The sequence below is a fragment of the Allorhizocola rhizosphaerae genome (genome assembly GCF_003426775.1).
Lineage (GTDB): Bacteria > Actinomycetota > Actinomycetes > Mycobacteriales > Micromonosporaceae > Allorhizocola > Allorhizocola rhizosphaerae.
Map to the genome: position 1 here is coordinate 1 of NZ_QJUG01000031.1, position 16,906 is coordinate 16,906.

At 68.2% G+C, this 16,906-nt stretch carries 15 protein-coding genes; 5 read left to right on the forward strand and 10 right to left on the reverse strand.

What is annotated here, in order from left to right; genetic code table 11:
- A partial coding sequence (locus DM816_RS08855; RefSeq protein ID WP_162907261.1) for a glycerol-3-phosphate dehydrogenase/oxidase occupies window positions 1-1,308 on the reverse strand: 1,308 nt, incomplete at its 3' end.
- A gap of 22 nt (window positions 1,309-1,330) precedes the next feature.
- On the opposite strand from DM816_RS08855, the gene DM816_RS08860 reads away from it, so the two are divergent.
- The 3 genes from DM816_RS08860 (at window position 1,331) to DM816_RS08870 (ending at window position 5,975) form a co-directional block, all read left to right on the forward strand.
- Entirely contained in the window at window positions 1,331-3,571 is a 2,241-nt protein-coding gene (locus DM816_RS08860; protein ID WP_246001734.1) for a S8 family serine peptidase, read from the forward strand.
- Between the two features lie 63 nt (window positions 3,572-3,634).
- The gene (locus DM816_RS08865; protein ID WP_117209668.1) at window positions 3,635-4,483 is read left to right on the forward strand and encodes a GNAT family N-acetyltransferase; all 849 of its coding nucleotides are present in this window, start codon (window positions 3,635-3,637) and stop codon (window positions 4,481-4,483) included.
- A 73-nt stretch (window positions 4,484-4,556) separates the two neighbouring features.
- Window positions 4,557-5,975 (forward strand): sugar porter family MFS transporter, encoded by a 1,419-nt coding sequence (locus tag DM816_RS08870; RefSeq protein WP_117209669.1) that lies wholly within the window; start codon window positions 4,557-4,559, stop codon window positions 5,973-5,975.
- 3 nt (window positions 5,976-5,978) lie between these two features.
- Here the strand turns inward: DM816_RS08870 and DM816_RS08875 are convergent, their stop codons facing one another.
- The 7 genes from DM816_RS08875 to paaN form a co-directional block, all read right to left on the reverse strand.
- Window positions 5,979-6,464 carry a DUF488 domain-containing protein gene (locus DM816_RS08875; protein ID WP_246001736.1) on the reverse strand — a complete coding sequence of 162 codons (486 nt, stop codon included), beginning with the start codon at window positions 6,462-6,464 and terminating at the stop codon, window positions 5,979-5,981.
- Window positions 6,465-6,555: 91 nt separating this feature from the next.
- Window positions 6,556-6,957, reverse strand: coding sequence for a RidA family protein (locus DM816_RS08880; RefSeq protein ID WP_117209711.1), 402 nt, complete (start codon window positions 6,955-6,957; stop codon window positions 6,556-6,558).
- 115 nt (window positions 6,958-7,072) lie between these two features.
- Window positions 7,073-7,720, reverse strand: coding sequence for a TetR/AcrR family transcriptional regulator (locus DM816_RS08885; protein WP_211588601.1), 648 nt, complete (start codon window positions 7,718-7,720; stop codon window positions 7,073-7,075).
- Window positions 7,721-7,877: 157 nt separating this feature from the next.
- Window positions 7,878-9,059, reverse strand: a complete 1,182-nt coding sequence (locus DM816_RS08890) for an RCC1 domain-containing protein (RefSeq protein ID WP_117209671.1) — start codon at window positions 9,057-9,059, stop codon at window positions 7,878-7,880.
- A 200-nt stretch (window positions 9,060-9,259) separates the two neighbouring features.
- Window positions 9,260-10,882, reverse strand: a complete 1,623-nt coding sequence (gene groL / locus DM816_RS08895) for a chaperonin GroEL (protein WP_117209672.1) — start codon at window positions 10,880-10,882, stop codon at window positions 9,260-9,262.
- A gap of 544 nt (window positions 10,883-11,426) precedes the next feature.
- Complete coding sequence (locus tag DM816_RS08900) at window positions 11,427-11,630, reverse strand: cold-shock protein (protein WP_117209673.1); 204 nt, start codon at window positions 11,628-11,630, stop codon at window positions 11,427-11,429.
- Window positions 11,631-11,779: 149 nt separating this feature from the next.
- Window positions 11,780-13,414, reverse strand: coding sequence for a phenylacetic acid degradation protein PaaN (paaN, locus tag DM816_RS08905; RefSeq protein WP_117209713.1), 1,635 nt, complete (start codon window positions 13,412-13,414; stop codon window positions 11,780-11,782).
- A 96-nt stretch (window positions 13,415-13,510) separates the two neighbouring features.
- On the opposite strand from paaN, the gene DM816_RS08910 reads away from it, so the two are divergent.
- Window positions 13,511-13,939, forward strand: coding sequence for a hypothetical protein (locus tag DM816_RS08910; protein WP_117209674.1), 429 nt, complete (start codon window positions 13,511-13,513; stop codon window positions 13,937-13,939).
- Window positions 13,940-14,175: 236 nt separating this feature from the next.
- A complete protein-coding gene (locus tag DM816_RS08915) occupies window positions 14,176-14,892 on the forward strand; it encodes a TetR/AcrR family transcriptional regulator (protein ID WP_117209675.1) in 717 nt (238 codons plus the stop codon).
- Here DM816_RS08915 and DM816_RS08920 read toward each other — a convergent pair.
- Together DM816_RS08920 and DM816_RS08925 are read right to left on the reverse strand one after the other, a co-directional pair.
- Window positions 14,831-15,853 carry a GNAT family N-acetyltransferase gene (locus DM816_RS08920; protein ID WP_117209676.1) on the reverse strand — a complete coding sequence of 341 codons (1,023 nt, stop codon included), beginning with the start codon at window positions 15,851-15,853 and terminating at the stop codon, window positions 14,831-14,833. The genes DM816_RS08915 and DM816_RS08920 overlap by 62 nt on opposite strands.
- 11 nt (window positions 15,854-15,864) lie before the next feature.
- Window positions 15,865-16,884 carry a GNAT family N-acetyltransferase gene (locus DM816_RS08925; protein ID WP_117209677.1) on the reverse strand — a complete coding sequence of 340 codons (1,020 nt, stop codon included), beginning with the start codon at window positions 16,882-16,884 and terminating at the stop codon, window positions 15,865-15,867.
- Between the last annotated feature and the right edge of the window lie 22 nt (window positions 16,885-16,906).

The window sequence follows — 16,906 nt, forward strand, 5'->3', positions numbered from 1 at the left end:
CGCCAGGTCGGCCCGGTCGCGCCACATGGCGTGCCAGCCGTCCGCGCCCAGCAGCGGCAGCCGGTCGGTGGCGCTCGGGCGGGTGCCCGGCAGCCGCCGCGCCGCCCGGTCGACCACGTCCTGCGCCATCACGCGATAGGTGGTGAATTTGCCGCCCGCCACCAGGAGCAGGCCCAGCAGCGGCTCGACCACGGCGTGCTCGCGCGACAGGGCGGACGTCTCGTCGCGCTCGCCCGAGAGCAGCGGGCGGAGGCCTGCGTACACCCCCTCGATATCCCCAGCGGAAAGCGGTCGTTCGAGAACAAGATTGACCTGATCGAGCAGATATTCGATGTCCGCGGCGGACGCGGCCGGGTGGGCGCGGTCCAGTGCCCACTCGGTGTCGGTGGTCCCGATGATCCAGTGCCCGCCCCATGGGATCACGAACAGCACGCTCTTGGGCGTGCGCAGAATCAGCCCGGCCTCGCCCGTGATCGCCGAGCGCGGCACGACCAGGTGCACGCCCTTCGAAGCCCGCACCCGCAGGCCCACCCGCGCATCGGGCAGCCACGACGACACGTCGTCGCTCCACACCCCGGTCGCAGCGATCACCGTGCGGGCCCGGATGGTAAAACCCTGATCCACCACCACTCCGGTCACCTCGCGCGCGTCGCGGGCAAGCCCGACCGCCTGCACACCGGTGACCACGGCGGCGCCGAGGCTCGCGGCCGTGCGCGCCAGCGTCACCACGAACCGCGCGTCATCGACCTGCCCGTCGTGGTAACGGATCGCGCCCGACACCGCGCTTTCCTTCAGCGACGGGAACAGCCGACGCGCCCCGGCCGCGGTCAGGTGCTTGTGCAAGGGCATGCCCCGCCCATGGCCTGCCACGCCCGCGAACGCGTCATAGAGCGCAACCCCGGCGCCGTAGTAGGCTCGATGCCACGCCTTGCTCAGCGGGCCGTCCTCGGGCAGCGGCACCAGAAACGGCACGGGCCGCACGAGATGTGGAGCCAGCAGCGTCGCGAGCAGGCCGCGCTCCCGCAACGCCTCGTGCACCAGCGGAAACTCCAGCTGCTCCAGGTAACGAAGGCCGCCATGGATGAGTTTGGACGATCGCGACGACGTGCCGCTGGCCAGGTCGCGCGCCTCGATCAGGGCGACCCGCAGCCCACGCGAGGCGGCGTCGAGCGCCGCGCCGGCACCGGTCACCCCGCCACCCACGATGAGGACGTCGAACTCCTCCTCACGCAGCCGGCGCAGGTCGGCTTCCGCCCGCCGGGGAGACAGGGCGCCCGCGGCGTAGCGGGACTCGCTGCGGTCTCGCATGCAGCCACGGTACCGTGCGGACGTGACCGATCCGACCTGGTATCAATCGCCGCGCAGTCCCTCGCATACCGGTGCCATCGTCTCGGCCGTATTCCTGGGGATCTGGCTGGTCTTTCTGGCCGTCGCCGGCCAGGCGACCGGGTGGTTCGCGGCCCAGATCATGATGGCCGTCGGGGTGGAGATGCCCGCGCTCGTGTGGCCGATCGGGGGGCTTGTTCTCGCCATTTTCGCAGGGGTACCTTCCGTGCTCCTCGCCACGCTGACGAAGCACACGCCGTCGCGGTCGGCGGGTCGGGCGTGGGCGATCGGCAGCGGGCTGCTGGCCGCGGGGACGGCCCTGCGCGCGCTGCCCGGCACGCAGAACGTGTGGTTCCTGGCCGCCTTCACAGTGATCGTCGCGATCGCGGCGTTCGTGCTGCGCCGTGGTCCGTGGGGATTCTCGGGCTGGGGCGTGGTGGCCGGTTTGCTGGCGCTGGCCCCGTTTCTGTGGGTGGGCGGGCTCGGCGGCTGGCTGGAGACGTTCTTCGCGCTGACCGCGTCGGCGGGGCTCGGCCTGCTCGCCGCGTCCACTGTGGACGATGGCTTCTGGGCGGTCTACGACAGGTCCAAAGCCCAGCGCGTGGTGGTCGGCGGGCTGGTGGCGGGCGTCGCGCTGACGCTGTTGGCCGCCGCAGCGGGCGGCAACGGGGCGCAGGTCCTGCTCATCCTCGTGCTGCCGCCGCTGGCGTTCGCCGCGGCCGCGCTCAGGCGGGCCTGGCCGATGATCGGGGTCGCGGCGTTCGGGCCGCTGGGGTTCGTCGACCCGGTCGAGGTCAACCTGTTCCTACTCGAAAACGAGATCACCTATTGGGCAGCGCTCGCGGCGGGCGCGTCCCTGGTGATCGGCCTGCTGGTGGGCGTGGTTTATCTGCTCCCGCTCAACCCGAGGGCCGGTGTGGCGGCGGCGATCGTCGCGACGCTCGGCGCGGGCACGCTATATGCGGTTGGCGGCCAGCCGGGCTTCTACGGCGACCAGTTGTTCGTGGTCATGAAGGAGCAGGCGTCGCTGGCCGGCCTGCCCACGACCACCGGGGTCGGCGCGGGCCGCGACGCCCGGGTGACGGCCGTCTATCAACAGCTGGTCGAGCACGCCAACCGCACGCAAAAAGACCTGCGCGGCGAACTCGACCGGTTCCGCCTGCGCTACCGGCCGTACTATCTGGTCAATGGCATCATGGTGACCGGCGGCCCGGAGACACGGGCGTGGCTTGCGCTGCGCGACGACGTCGACCGTGTGCTGCTCGACCAGCGCCTGCGCCCCCTGCCCCGGCCGATCCCGGCCTCGCGCGGCGACGTGACCGCACCACCCGACCGTCCACAGTGGAACGTCCAGATGGTCGGCGCTACGCAGGCGTGGGATCAGGGCCACACCGGCCGTGGCATTGTCGTCGGCGGTTCCGACTCCGGCGCGGACCTGGAGCATCCCGCGCTGCGCGGCAACTTCCGGGGCGGCGACGACTCCTGGTTTGACGCGTGGAACAACAGCAGGACCCCGAGCGACCGCAACGGCCACGGCACGCACACCCTCGCCACGGCCGTGGGCAGGCAAAACGTCGGGGTCGCGCCCGACGCCCAGTGGATCGCGTGCGCCAACCTGGACCGTGGGCTCGGCAGTCCCTCGCTGTATCTGGACTGCCTGCAATTCATGCTCGCGCCGTTCCCGCACGGCGGCGACCCGTTCACCGACGGGCGCCCCGCACGGGCACCGCATGTGCTGACCAACTCGTGGGGGTGCCCGCCGGTCGAGGGGTGCGACTACGAGACCATGCGCCCGGCGACCGACGCGCTCGCGGCGGCCGGGATCGCGTTCGTCGCCGCGGCGGGCAACGAGGGCGACCGGTGTGGCTCCATCAACGACCCGCCCGCGCCCGACCCGGCCGCCTTCACGGTCGCGGCGGTCAACGAGGCGGGCCAGGTGGCGCCGTTCTCCAGCCGTGGTCAGCCTGCGTCGGGCAAGCCCGACATCTCCGCGCCCGGCGACGAGGTGCTCTCCGCCATGCCCGGCGGCACGTACGCCAGACAGAGCGGCACGTCGATGGCCACGCCCCACGTGGCGGGAGTGATCGCGCTGCTGTGGTCGGCCCGGCCCGCCCTCGTGGGCGACCTGGATGCCACCTATCGCCTGCTCGAAGACACCGCGGAGCCGGTGGTGGGCACACCGACGTGCGGCGATGACGAGGACGCGGGCGCCGGGATCGTGAACGCGATGGCCGCCATCGGGTAGCCCGCCCGCGCAAGAGGGCGCGACTCGCGAACACCGCGCCGCCATCGGGTAGTCTCGCCAGCCGTGTACACACCCGCGCACCGAGCAGCAGTCATCGAGCTCGCCAAACGCTGCCTTTTGCCGCAAGACGCCGCGGAGGCGGAGGCGATCGTCGACATCCTGACCCGCGCCACATTCGGCGCCGTGTCCGAAGTGGACGGCAAGCTGCAGGGCGTCGCGCTCGCCAGCGCGGGACACAAGGACGAGGCCGTCGCGCATCTGGACCTGCTGCTGGTCGACCCGGCCGTGCGCAGGCAGGGCATCGCCCGCGGGCTGCTCGCCGACGTCGAGCGGCAGGCCAAGAAGCGCGGGCTCGGCACGATCAAGGTGGCGGGCAATGCGCCCGATTACGCGTGGCCGGGGGTGGACGTGCACTACACGGCCGCGATCTGCGCGCTGACCGCGGCCGGGTACACCCACGAGCGCACCGCCTGGAACATGACCGCGCAGCTGCCGGTCAAGCCGCGGCCCGCGCGCCCGGCGCCGGAGGGCGTGGTGATCCGGCGCGTGGCAGAGGCCGACCTGGAGCTGTTACTGCCCATGGTGCACGAGCAGTGGGGTCCGGCTTGGACGGTCGAGGTGGAGCGCGCCTTCTCCAAGGGTGGGGTGCACGCGGCTTTCCGGGGCGAGCATCCCATCGCGTTCGCGGCGTGGGGCGGGTGCAGGCCGAGCTGGTTCGGGCCCATGGGCACGCTGCCGGCCGCCTCGGGGACCGGCCTCGGGAGCGTGCTGCTTCGGCTGTGCCTCGACGATCAGGCCGCGCTCGGGCTCACCAGCGCCCAAATCGGCTGGGTCGGCCCGGTGCCGTTCTACGCCAACGCCGCCGACGCCATCATCGACCGGGTCTTCTTCCTCTTCACCAAACAGCTTTAGCAGAGTTTTCGCGCATTGGTGCGTTTTTCATCGCTTAGCTCTCAAAGGCGGCTTCGTCCGAGACGATAGTGAAATGCTGGACGAACGGCCGGCTGAAACCCGCCACCACGCGGGCGCCGCTATCATGATCGCCGCTGCGGCCGCCGTGGGTGGTTTCCTTTTCGGGTACGACACGTCCGTCATCAACGGCACGGTCGACGCCCTGAAGCGGGAGTTCGCGCTCGGCAGCGTGGTGCTCGGGTTCGTCGTGTCGTCGGCGCTGCTCGGCTGCGCGGTGGGCGCCTGGTTCGCCGGCCCGGTCGCCGACCGGGTGGGGCGCGTACGGGTCATGCTCATCGCGGCCGCCATGTTCATCGCCAGCGCGATCGGCTCGGGCCTCGCGTTCGCGGCGTGGGACCTCACCATCTGGCGTGTCGTCGGCGGGCTGGGCGTCGGTGCGGCCAGCGTGATCGCGCCCGCGTACATCGCCGAGATCTCCCCCGCGCACATGCGCGGACGGCTGGGATCGTTGCAGCAGTTGGCCATCGTGCTGGGCATCTTCGTCGCGCTGCTGGTCGACTACCTGCTCGCACAGGCCGCGGGCGGCGACCCGGGCGCATCCGTGCCGTGGGGCGGCGCGGCATGGCGGTGGATGTTCGCGTCCGCCGCGATTCCGGCGATCGCCTACGCCGTGCTCGCTTTGAAAATCCCCGAATCTCCGCGGTACCTCGTGCGGCGCGGCAAGGACGAGCTGGCCCGTGCCGTCTTGAGCAAGGTCGTGGGTGGCGATGTCGATCTGCGCATCCGCGAGATCAAGCGGACGCTCGCCGGTGCGGCCGATCAGATCCGGATGTCCGTCCTGAAAGGACCCCGCCTCGGGCTGCTGCCCATCGTGTGGGTGGGCATCCTGCTATCGATGTTCCAGCAGTTCGTCGGCATCAACGTCATCTTCTACTACTCCGCGTCGCTGTGGGCGTCGGTCGGGTTCAGCCAATCCCACGCGCTGCTCATCACCGTAATCACGAGCGTCACCAACATCGTCACCACGCTGATCGCCATCGCGCTCGTCGACCGGATCGGCCGGAAACCCTTGCTGCTCATAGGCGCGGCCGGCATGGTGCTCACCCTGGGCGTGATGGCCTGGTGCTTCTCGCACGCCACACAGACCGTCAACGTCCTTGGCGAGACGGTCACGAAACTCCCGCCCGGCATCGACAAGGTCGCGCTCGTCGCCGCCAACCTCTATGTGGTGGCATTCGGCATGAGCTGGGGCCCGGTCGTGTGGGTGCTGCTCGGCGAGATGTTCAACAACGTCATCCGCGTCACGGCCCTGGCCGTCGCCGCCTCCGCCCAATGGGTCTCCAACTGGCTGATCACCGTGACCTTCCCGGCGCTGTCCGACATCGGGCTCACCCTCGCCTACGGCCTCTACGCTTCGTTTGCCTTGCTGGCCTTCATCTTCGTGGCACGGGCAGTCCGCGAGACCAAAGGCCGCGAACTCGAAACCATGTAGCCGTCACCCGTGCTCCAACGGGCGCAGGTGCTCGATCGTGACACGGTGCTGCTCGGTCAACCGCTGGGCGATCAACGAGCGGTGGCAAGCCTCAGGATCGCGCTCAACGCAGAACAGCGCCGCGATCCCGCTACTGGGTAGCGCCGACACGATCGGCGTGAGGTCGGCGCGGTCGAGGATCTCGGTGGTGTAGCGGCGGGTGTACTCGGCGGCGAGCTCGCGGCGCGAGCGCTTGCCGACCCCGTGGCGGTCGTCCTCGGCGTACTGGAGCTGACGTAGCTCGGTGGTCGGGGCGAGCTCAGGGTGGTGCTCGTAGGCGATCCGGGCCTGGGCGAGGGCCGCCTGCAGCCGACGTGAGTTCGCCCAGGCGTACTCGGGTCCGCGGACGCCACGGCGCTGACGTACGTCGAGCAGCAGGCGGACGTTCGCCTCCCGCAGTCGTTGGAGGAAGGACTCGCCGTCGAAGCCATAGACGCCGATTGTCGTCATCCTGAGCACCGAATCACCCACCTGCCTGCTGCTCCTGCCGGTTCATGGCAGCTCTGGGCGGCGTCAGATGATGCCGCCCAGAGCAATGACGCTAGGGCCGGGCGGCGACGGCTTCGACCTCGAACAGCACGTCGGGCGTTGCCAGGCTCGCGACCCCGATCAGGGTTTGCGTGGGTGGCTTCGAACCCCAGACCTCCTGCACCGCACCGGCTATTGGCCCGAGCTTGCTGACGTCGTGGTTCACCACATACGTCCTGAGCTGGACGACGTGGCTGAGGTCGAGCCCATGCGCGGCAAGAGCGACGCCGATGTTGCGGAAGGTCTGCCGCACCTGCTCGGCGAAGTCGGCCGAGACGACCGCGCCGTCCGCGCTCGATCCGTACTGGCCCGCGACGAGCACCAGCTCCGTGCCGGCCGGGATGGCGGCGGTGTGGCTGTAGCCGTACGGAACCGGGTCGTGCAAACCGTCCGGGTTGACGATGGTATGGGACAACTGGGTCACCTCTCCTGTGTGATGGGCGCGCTTCTTGCGCCCGGTTAATGGCCGTCCCGTGGCGTTCACGAGACGTGGTCGGGATCTATTGCCGCACCACGGACATTGATCGATATCAACCCTGACTGGGCGCAGGCGGGCTGTCGTCCGTGCTTGCCGAGAGCGCGAAGGCGAGCTGGGCGAGGACGACATCGCGATAGTCCATGTCCTGCGGTGCTTGTTGGCCCAGGACGACCGGGTAGAGCTGACCGACAATGGTCGCCACGACGACCTCGACAATCGCAGCGACTTCGAAGCGCGGCGTGAAGGCGCCGCCTTCGACGCCTCGCCGCACCGCGTCAATGAACGGTTCCCGGTACTGCTTCGCCAGTTCGGCGGCATGTTCCTGCAACTCGGCGTCATGGGCGGCGGCGGTCCAGAACTCCATGAGCATCCGCCAGGTCACGACGCTCGTGGACAGGCCCCGATCGACCATCGCCACCAACTGCTGCCATGGGTCGTCGAACCGTGCCGCAAGCTCATGCATGGCAGCGACGGCAACGGAAGTGGCGCGCCGCATTGCCTCGATCAGCATGTCCTCGCGCGAACCGAAATAGCCCTGCAAGGTGCTGACCGCCACCCCCGATGCCTCGGAGACGTCAATGAACCGAGTGCCTGCGTAGCCGCGGTCGGCGATGACCGCGATCACCTGGTCGAGCACGAGCGTGCGCCTGGCACCGCCCGCGCGGCGCGTGCGACTGGAACCCGAACCGCTCATGTCCATACCGTATCACGATACGGTATGGACATGAGCGCTGCGGGCACGCGCGCCATCGCAGCCGGATCAGGCGCGATGCGGCTGCGCCGCGTTTCCCACACTGGCGCGTCGCTCAATCGGCTCGTTCGCCCTACCGATGGGGCGAACGAGCCGGAGTCGTCGTTCAGGCCGCGTAGGTGAAGAATCCGTTGACCGGGGCCGCGATCGTGCTCAGGTTGCTGACCCGGTCGAGGACGACGACCGGCAGTGTGCGGTTGGTGTTGCTACCGTCGCCCAGCTGCCCGTCGCCGTTCTGGCCCCATGCGTGGACTACGCCGTCGGAGCGCAGCGCGATGGCATACTCCGCACCGCTGGCGATCTTTACGATGCCGGTGAGGTTGTGTACCTGGACGGGGATGTTGTGCTGGTTGGTGGTTCCGTCACCGAGCTGGCCCTCGCCGTTCCAGCCCCAGGCACGGACCGTGCCGTCCGTGGCGAGTGCGTAGCTGCTGCGGTTGGCGGTGTCGATCGCTTTGATTCCGGACAGCCCAGTCACCGTGACCGGGAGGTTGCGGTCGGCGGTTGTGCCGTCGCCGAGCTGCCCGGTGGCGTTCCAGCCCCAGGCGCGGACGGTGCCGTCGGCGAGCACCGCCATGCTGTGCGCGTATCCGCCCACGACATTGCGCGCGTTGTTGATGCCGGCCACCGCTACCGGGTTGTTGCGGTTGGTGTTGCTGCCGTCGCCGAGTTCGCCGTTGCTGTTGAGGCCCCACGCGCGCACCGTTCCGTCGGTCAGCACCGCCAGGCTGTGGTATCGGCCCGCCGAGATGGCCACGACGCCGGTCAGGCCCTCGACTGGGACGGGGGTGTAGCGGGTGGTGTAGCTGCCGTCTCCGAGCTGCCCGTATCCGTTGTGGCCCCAGGCCCACACCGTGCCGTCGGCCGCCAGCGCGAGATTGTGCAATCCACCGGCCGCGATCGCGATGATATCTTTCAGTTCCGAGACCACGGCCGGGACGGCACGGTTGGCGTTCATGCCGTCGCCGAGCTGGCCCCAATAGTTCCAGCCCCACGCCACGACCGTGCGGTTGGCCAGCAGCGCGAGGCCGTGCCCGTGGCCGTCAGCGCCCGCGGCCAGGTCAACGATGTCCGCGTCGGTCAGACCGGCCATCTTTGAGGGCCGCCAATGGTCGGCCGTGTCGGTGTCGCCGAGTTGCCAGGTGTCGTTGGTGCCCCACCCCAACACCTGATCGAATTTCGCGTGGGCAGGCGAGACCGGCAGCATCATTGCCATGGCCGTCGCTGCGCCGATCACGAGACCGCTCAGGGCTTTGCGGGTTGGCAGTCCGGCTAGGTTCAGCTTCATGGGGGTGCTCCTTGGCTAGTAGCCACATCGGGGTAGGCGAAAAGGCGTGCAGCCTCTTGCGCATAAGGAGCATATCGGGCATTTCGACTAAAGGCGTCCCCCGTCAGGGGGCCTCCGAGGCTTCTGAAGTGTTTATGGCGAACGAAAAAGTCCGGCGCCCCCAATGGGACGCCGGACTCTTGTCTTGCGTGCGGAACTTCTTAGAAGTCCATGTCTCCGCCGCCGGGGCTGGCCGGGGCGGCCGCAGCCTTCTCCGGCTTGTCCGCGACGACGGCCTCGGTGGTGAGGAACAGGCCCGCGATCGAGGCCGCGTTTTGCAGCGCCGAACGGGTCACCTTGGCCGGGTCGATGATGCCGACCTTGATCATGTCAACGTACTCGCCGGTCGCCGCGTCGAGGCCGTGCCCGATCTCCAGGCTGCGCACCTTCTCCGCGACGACGCCGCCCTCGAGGCCCGCGTTGACGGCGATCTGCCGCAGCGGGGCGTCGAGCGCCACCTTCACGATGTTGGCGCCGGTCGCCTCGTCGCCCGAGAGGTCGAGCTTCTCGAACGCGGTCTTGCCGGCCTGCACCAGCGCAACGCCGCCACCCGCGACGATGCCCTCCTCGACGGCCGCCTTCGCGTTGCGAACGGCGTCCTCGATGCGGTGCTTGCGCTCCTTGAGCTCCACCTCGGTGGCCGCGCCGACCTTGATCACCGCAACGCCGCCGGCCAGCTTGGCCAGGCGCTCCTGCAGCTTCTCGCGGTCGTAGTCGGAGTCCGACTTCTCGATCTCGGCACGGATCTGGTTGACCCGGCCGTTGATCTGGTCGACGTCGCCCGCGCCCTCGACGATGGTGGTCTCGTCCTTGGTGACCACGACCTTGCGGGCGCGGCCCAGCATGTCGAGCCCGACCGAGTCGAGCTTGAGGCCGACCTCCTCGGAGACGACCTGGCCACCGGTCAGGATCGCGATGTCCTGCAGCATGGCCTTGCGGCGGTCGCCGAAGCCCGGAGCCTTGACGGCGACGGACTTGAAGGTGCCACGGATCTTGTTGACGATCAGGGTGGCCAGCGCCTCGCCCTCGACGTCCTCCGCGATCATCACCAACGGCTTGCCGGACTGCATGACCTTCTCGAGGATGGGCAGCATGTCCTTGACGTTGGAGATCTTGTTGTTAACGATCAGCAGGTAGGGGTCCTCAAGGACCGTCTCCATGCGCTCGGTGTCGGTGATGAAGTAGGCCGAGATGTAGCCCTTGTCGAAGCGCATACCCTCGGTGAGCTCAAGCTCAAGGCCGAAGGTGTTGCTCTCCTCGACGGTGATCACGCCTTCCTTGCCGACCTTGTCCATCGCCTCGGCGATGATCTCGCCGACCGTGGTGTCCGCGGCGGAGATCGACGCGGTGGACGCGATCTGCTCCTTGGTCTCCACGTCCTTGGCGAGCTTGGAAAGCTCCTCGGCCACGGACGCAACCGCGGCCTCGATGCCGCGCTTGAGCGACATCGGGTTTGCTCCGGCCGCGACATTGCGCAGGCCCTCGCGAACCAGCGCCTGGGCCAGGACGGTCGCCGTCGTCGTGCCATCACCGGCAACGTCGTCGGTCTTCTTCGCGACCTCCTTGACCAGCTCAGCGCCGATCTTCTCGTACGGGTCTTCGAGCTCGATCTCCTTGGCGATGCTCACACCATCGTTGGTGATGGTGGGGGCACCCCACTTCTTCTCGAGCACGACGTTGCGGCCCTTCGGGCCCAGCGTCACCTTCACGGCATCGGCGAGGATGTTCATCCCCCGCTCGAGGCCGCGGCGCGCCTCTTCGTCGAACGCGATCATCTTGGCCATAACGGCGTTGTCCTCCTGGACAAATCGCAAGGTCGGACGGCTGGCCCGCGACGACCGACTGCCACCATTCGGCAGCCCCACCGCCCCGACTCTGGTCTTGTTCATTGGCACTCACCCAAGGCGAGTGCCAATACCCTGTTTAGCACTCTCCCCACCCGAGTGCAAGCCGATCGCGCTAGAGCCGCCTGATCAAATGTCCACCAGTGAGGGCAGCACCAGGCACGAAGTGGGTGACCAGAAGGATGATGAGCAGCAGGCACGCCGACGGCGCCGCACGACCGCGCCCGCACTGTGGACCATCCGGCCACGCCCAGGCCGGGAATCTTGACCAACGGGTCATTCTCCAGCGTGAATGCCGGATCGACGCCTCACAGGCCGACTCCGGTGGCAGAATCCCTGCGGCACACCAGATGGCGGTTCGGGCGATGAGTATGGATTCAAGTGGGTCGCTCCCGTGAGCGGCAAAAGCGAGAGGCGGCCTCGTCGTGAGGCTCGCCTCTCGCTCTGCGTCAGAAGTCTTTAAGTCTTAAAGTATTTCGGCTCGTCAGCCGATAACCCGGACCTGCTCCGCCTGCGGGCCTTTTTGGCCCTGTGCGATATCGAACTCGACGCGCTGTCCGTCCTCAAGCGTCTTGTAGCCGTCGGCCTGGATCGCCGAGAAGTGGACGAAGACGTCCGGACCTCCATCGACGGCGATGAAGCCGTAGCCCTTCTCGCTGTTGAACCACTTGACGCTGCCCTGTGCCACTGTGCACTTCCTCACTTCGTTTGTGCTGGGCCGGGTGCGATCCCGTCCCTCGGCCGCAATACGACCGTTCCCGCACGCTACACGAAGGGGTGGCCCCTCGCACAGACCCAAAATTGATAACGGCCGGAGCGGAGGAGCCTGACCAGGCCTTATGCAGGGGTCGGCCGTCGAGACTGGACGATCCGGAAGCGCGATGCCACAAATGCCCCATCTGTGAGCGTGGCATTCGCGGCCGGGTTGGCGCCTGAGGCGTGGAAGTCGGAGAACGCCGCCGACTGGTTGACGAAGACCCCGCCGGTGAGGTTTTCGGAAAGGTGGACGCCGACGTCTACCGCGGCCTTTTCCATTTCCTCCAGTACCGCGTCGGACGTGCTGTAGACGGCCGCGGTCAGTGCTCCCTTCTCGCCGATGGTCTCGCGGAAGATGCGCACGCTGTCCTGAGTGGACTCGGTGGGCACGGCGAAGCTGACCGGGCCGAAGCACTCGCTGGCATACCCGTCGGTCGCCTTCACAATCAGTGGGGTCCGCACGACGGCGTCCGGATAGGACGGATGCGCGATCGGCGCCGAGTCGAGCATGACCTCGCCCATGCCGCGCGCCCGGTCGATCCGCCCCGGAATCTCGTCGTTGACGATCGCGCCGGTGAGCTCGACCGCCTTGGCCGGATCGGCGAGCATCGACGAGACGGCCGCGCCGATCGCTCGTACCACATCGTCAAAGTTTTTATGGCCTTGATCGGTCTGGATGCCCTGCGCCGGGATGAGCAGGTTTTGCGGCGTGGTGCACATCTGCCCGCTGTAGAGGATCAGCGAGAACGCCAGGTTGCGCGCCATCCCGTCGAGGTTGTCGGTCGAGTCGATGACGACGGTGTTGACCCCGGCCTTCTCGGTGTAGACCTGCGCCTGGCGAGCGTTTTGCTCCAGCCAGTCGCCGAACGCGGTCGAGCCGGTGAAGTCGATCAGTTTGACCTCGGGCCGCAGCGCGAGCTCCTTGGTCACGGGCGCGTCGACGGTGTCGACGGCCAGCTGCACGGTGTTGGGGTCGAGGCCGGCCTCGGCCAGGACCTCCCGCGCCACCTGCACGCTGATCGCGAGGGGCAGCACGGCGCGCGGGTGCGGCTTGACGATCACCGGGTTGCCGGTGATCAGCGATGCGAACATGCCCGGCCACGAGTTCCAGGTCGGGAACGTGTTGCAGCCGATCACGAGCCCGATGCCGCGCGGCGCGAGGTGGTAGGTCTTGTCCAGGCTGTCGGCCTTCTTGACCCAGGTCACCGAGCCGACCTGGCGCGTCTGCTCGGCGTAGCCGTAGGCGATCGCCTCCAGCGCGCGGTCCAGCGCGTGCGGCCCGCCCGCCTGGAACGCCATGACAAACGGCTGCCCGGTGGTCGCGTGCACGGCGTTGGCCAGCTCGAAGACGCGCTTGTGCAGGCGCGCGAGGATCTCCAGGCACACCCCGGCGCGTCCCTGCGGCCCGGCGTCGCGCCAGCCCGGCAGCGCCTGCCGGGCGTGGGCGATCAGCGTGTCCACAGGGGTCTGTGGATAACTCACGCCGAGCGCGATCCCCAGCGGCGACTTCTCGGGCGCGACCCGCTGCGCGGCGGGCTGGTCAAGCGGGAAGTCCTTGCCCAGCAGGGCCTGGAACGCCGCCCTGCCCTCGGGGACGGCGGTCTCGCCGTAGACCTTGGGGCTCGGCGACTCGGAATAGGCCGACCAGTACGAACGCTCGGAGATCGCCCGGAGCGCGGTGGTCAGAAGCTCCTCATGGGTGGAGAAGAAGTCCATGTACACATCATGCCGGACCGGTGACCGAGCGCACACTTGAACGTGTTCAAGTCATGTCCTACGCTCCACTTGAACACGTTCAAGAAAGAGGGACACATGGACGCCAAGCTCTGGATGTACCTGGCTTACCTGGCCATCACCGTCCTGTTGACCATCTGGGTGGCGCGCACGCTGTTCGCCAATGGACAGATCTTCCTGCGCGACGCCTTCGCCAGCGAGGAGATCGCCACCGCCGTCAACAAGCTCCTGCAGGTGGGCTTCTATTTGATCAATTTGGGGTACGTGGCCCTGTTCATGCAGACGTCGGAGCGCATCATCACGCCCACCGACGCGATGGAGACCGGAGCGTGGAAGCTCGGCCTCATCATGCTCGCGCTCGGTCTCATGCACGTGCTCAACATCCTCGTGCTCAGCCGGTTCCGTAAGCGGTTCCAGCAACAGAACCTCGCGCAACTCGCGCCGCCCCCGCCGCACCGCGCGCCCCGCTTCGCGCCGGACGCGCCCGGCCTAGCCGCACCTCAGTAGCCACCAACCAACGGGGGAACGGGGCCCACCCCGGTTGGGCCCCGTTCGGCCGAAGCGGAGGAACCCATGAGAACCGCATTGATCGTCATGGCACTGGGGCCAATGACCGTGATGTTCCTGATCGCCCTCGCCCGCCTGCTTACCGACAAGGCGGATAAGGTTGACGATCGATAACCGAGGGCTTGCCCGAGGGGAATCAACAGGCATGCGCCGCGGAGCGAAGCGGAGGGACGCCATTGAGTGAACTTGGGCGCGGCGAGCAGACCCGCAAGCTGATCGTGGACACGGCCGTGCGGCTCTTCGGCGAGCTCGGCTACGAAAAAACCACGATGCGGGCCATCGCGAGCGCCGCAGGCGTATCGGTCGGCAACGCCTATTACTACTTCCCGTCCAAGGAATCGCTGGTGCAGGAGTTCTACCTGCAGATACAGCGGGCGCACCTGGCCGCCGTGGAGCCGATCCTCGCCTCCGGCGGCGGGTTCGCCGACCAGCTCAAGGCGATCCTGCACGCCGCGGTCGACGTGTGGGCGCCACACCACCAGTTCGCGGGCAAGGCGATCGGCCTGGCGGCCGTGCCCGGCTCGCCGATCAGCCCGTTCAGCAAGGAATCCGAGCCGTCGCGCGAGATGGCACTGGACGTGTTCCGGCGGCTCGTGGCCGGCACGAGCCAGAAGATGGACCCGCGGCTGCGCGAGGAGCTGCCCGAGATCCTCTGGCTCGGGCAGATCGGGCTCGTCGTCTTCTGGGTGCACGACTCTTCCCGCGGGCAGTCGCGCACCCGGATGGTCATCGACCGGGCGGTGCCCTACCTGGACGACCTGATCGGGCTGTCCCGGATGAAGGTCCTCCGGCCGATGACCAATCGCGCGCTGGAGCTGATGCGCCTGCTGGTCACAGCTCTCGTTGCCAGTTCTGGAACGCGAACAGCGGGCGGAAGCCCATCTCCTCGTTGATCGAGATCATGTAGCTGTTCTCGGCCGCGTTGAACGTGTCGATGACCCGCACGCTCGGTTCGTGGGCCAGGAAGTAGCGCAGGTTTTCCACCTTGACCAGTGCGCCGAGGCGGTGGCCGCGGTGGCGCGGCTCCACGATGGTGATCTGCTGCCAGCCGTGCCAGTCGAGGTCGTCCGTGGCCAGCGTGGTCCAGGCGACCAGGGCGTCGGACTCCTCGTGCACGACGCCGGTGTGGTAGCTGGTCCGGCCGCGCGCCATCGCCACCCGCTCGATCTCGCGGACCCGTTGCGCGTCAACCTTTTCCGGCTCCATGACGACGTCGCCCATTGGCGCGTCCTCGATCAGGCGCGAGTCGAGGTAGGCGATATCGTCCACGTATTCCTCGGGCGCGGTGTCCTTCCACTGCACGAGGCGGTAACCGGATGCCTTGGCCTTTGCGGCTTCCAGGAGTGCGTCGAGCTTCGCATTGTCCAGAGTGGACAGGTCGAAGCGGCGCATGACCTCGGGCAGGTTGGCACTCTGCAGGCCCAGCGCCTGGACGAAGGCCGGGCCCGCGCCGCCGTCGTGCGCCTGGATGCCCGGCAGCGCCCACACCGTGTTGGTCAGGAGGTGCCCGCGATCGTTGGCGCGCGCCCGCTCCAACGCCTTTTCATACAGCGCACGGCCGATGCCGCGGCGGCGCATCGCTGGTACCACCTCGATGTGAACGGAAATGTTGTTGAGGTTTTCCAGCGTCGGGAAGTTCAGCTCCATCCGGGCGACGGGCTCGCCGTCGAGATAGGCGACATAGCCCTCCACCCGCCGGCCCACCCACCCATATTTATGCCACCCGTGGGCCATGCGTTCCGTGAGCTGCGGGAAGCCGGGCAGGTCGTGCCCGGCGGCGGCCTCCGAGACCTTGATGGTGGCCTTGATGGAGTCCGGGTCGAGGTGCGAACTCTGGACAATCGAGAGCGTCATTTTTGCAATCCTTAGATTTCGCGCTGCCAGTTTTGGAAGGCGTAGAGCGGGCGGAAGCCCAGCTCCTCATTTATGGAGATCATGTACCGGTTTTCGTCCGCGTTGAACGTGTCGATGGCCCGGATGCCGGGCTGGGCGGCGCGGAGGTGGCGCAGGTTTTCCACCTTGATCAGCGCGCCGAGCCGACGGCCGCGGTGATCCGGATCCACGACCGTGATCTGCTGGAACGCGTGCCAGTCCAGCGTGCCGTCCTTGCTGAACGCGGTCCACGCGACCATCCGGCCGGACGCCTCGTGCACCGCGCCCGTGTGGTAGCCGATCTGGTCGCGCGCCCGGTTGGCCGCTTGGAAGGCCAGCATGCGGTCCGGGTCGACCCGCGCCTCCTCCAGCTGGAGACTGCCGTGCGGTGCGTCGGCCGTCAGGCGCGCGAAGAGCCGGGCCAGATCGTGGACATGCTCCGCCGGGTGTGGGTCGGTCCAGCTCACGAGGCGGTAACCGTCGGCTTTGGACCGTGCTGCGGCGGCCACGGCATCGAGCGCGGCGTCGTCCACGGCGGACAGGTCGAGCCGCCGCACGACATCGACGAGCGCGGTGGAATAGCCCAGCGACTCGGCGAAGCGGGCCCCGTCGAGGTTGGGCGCCGGGATGCCGGGCAGGTCCCACAGCGTCCAGCCCAGCATGCGCTTGCGGCCAAGCTCGGCCGCACGCCGCAGGGCGAATTCGTGCATCCGGCGGCCGATGCCCTGACGGCGCGCGGACGGTGCCACCCAGAGGTCTAGATGGATGTTATCGAGGTTCTCCATGGTCGGGATCTCGAACACGATGCGCCCGACCGGTTGGCCCGCGCGCCACGCGAGATAGCCCTCGACGTCCTGATCCGGGAACGTCACGGTGAGGAACCCGCGCGCCATGTCGGGCGTGGTGTCACGCCACAGCGGCAGGTCGTGATCGCGAACCTGCCGCATGACGTCACACCACGCGTCAATGGCCGCGTGGTCGTCGCCGGAAACGCGGGTGAAGTCGAGCTGCATACCCGCCAGAGTGCCGGGCGCG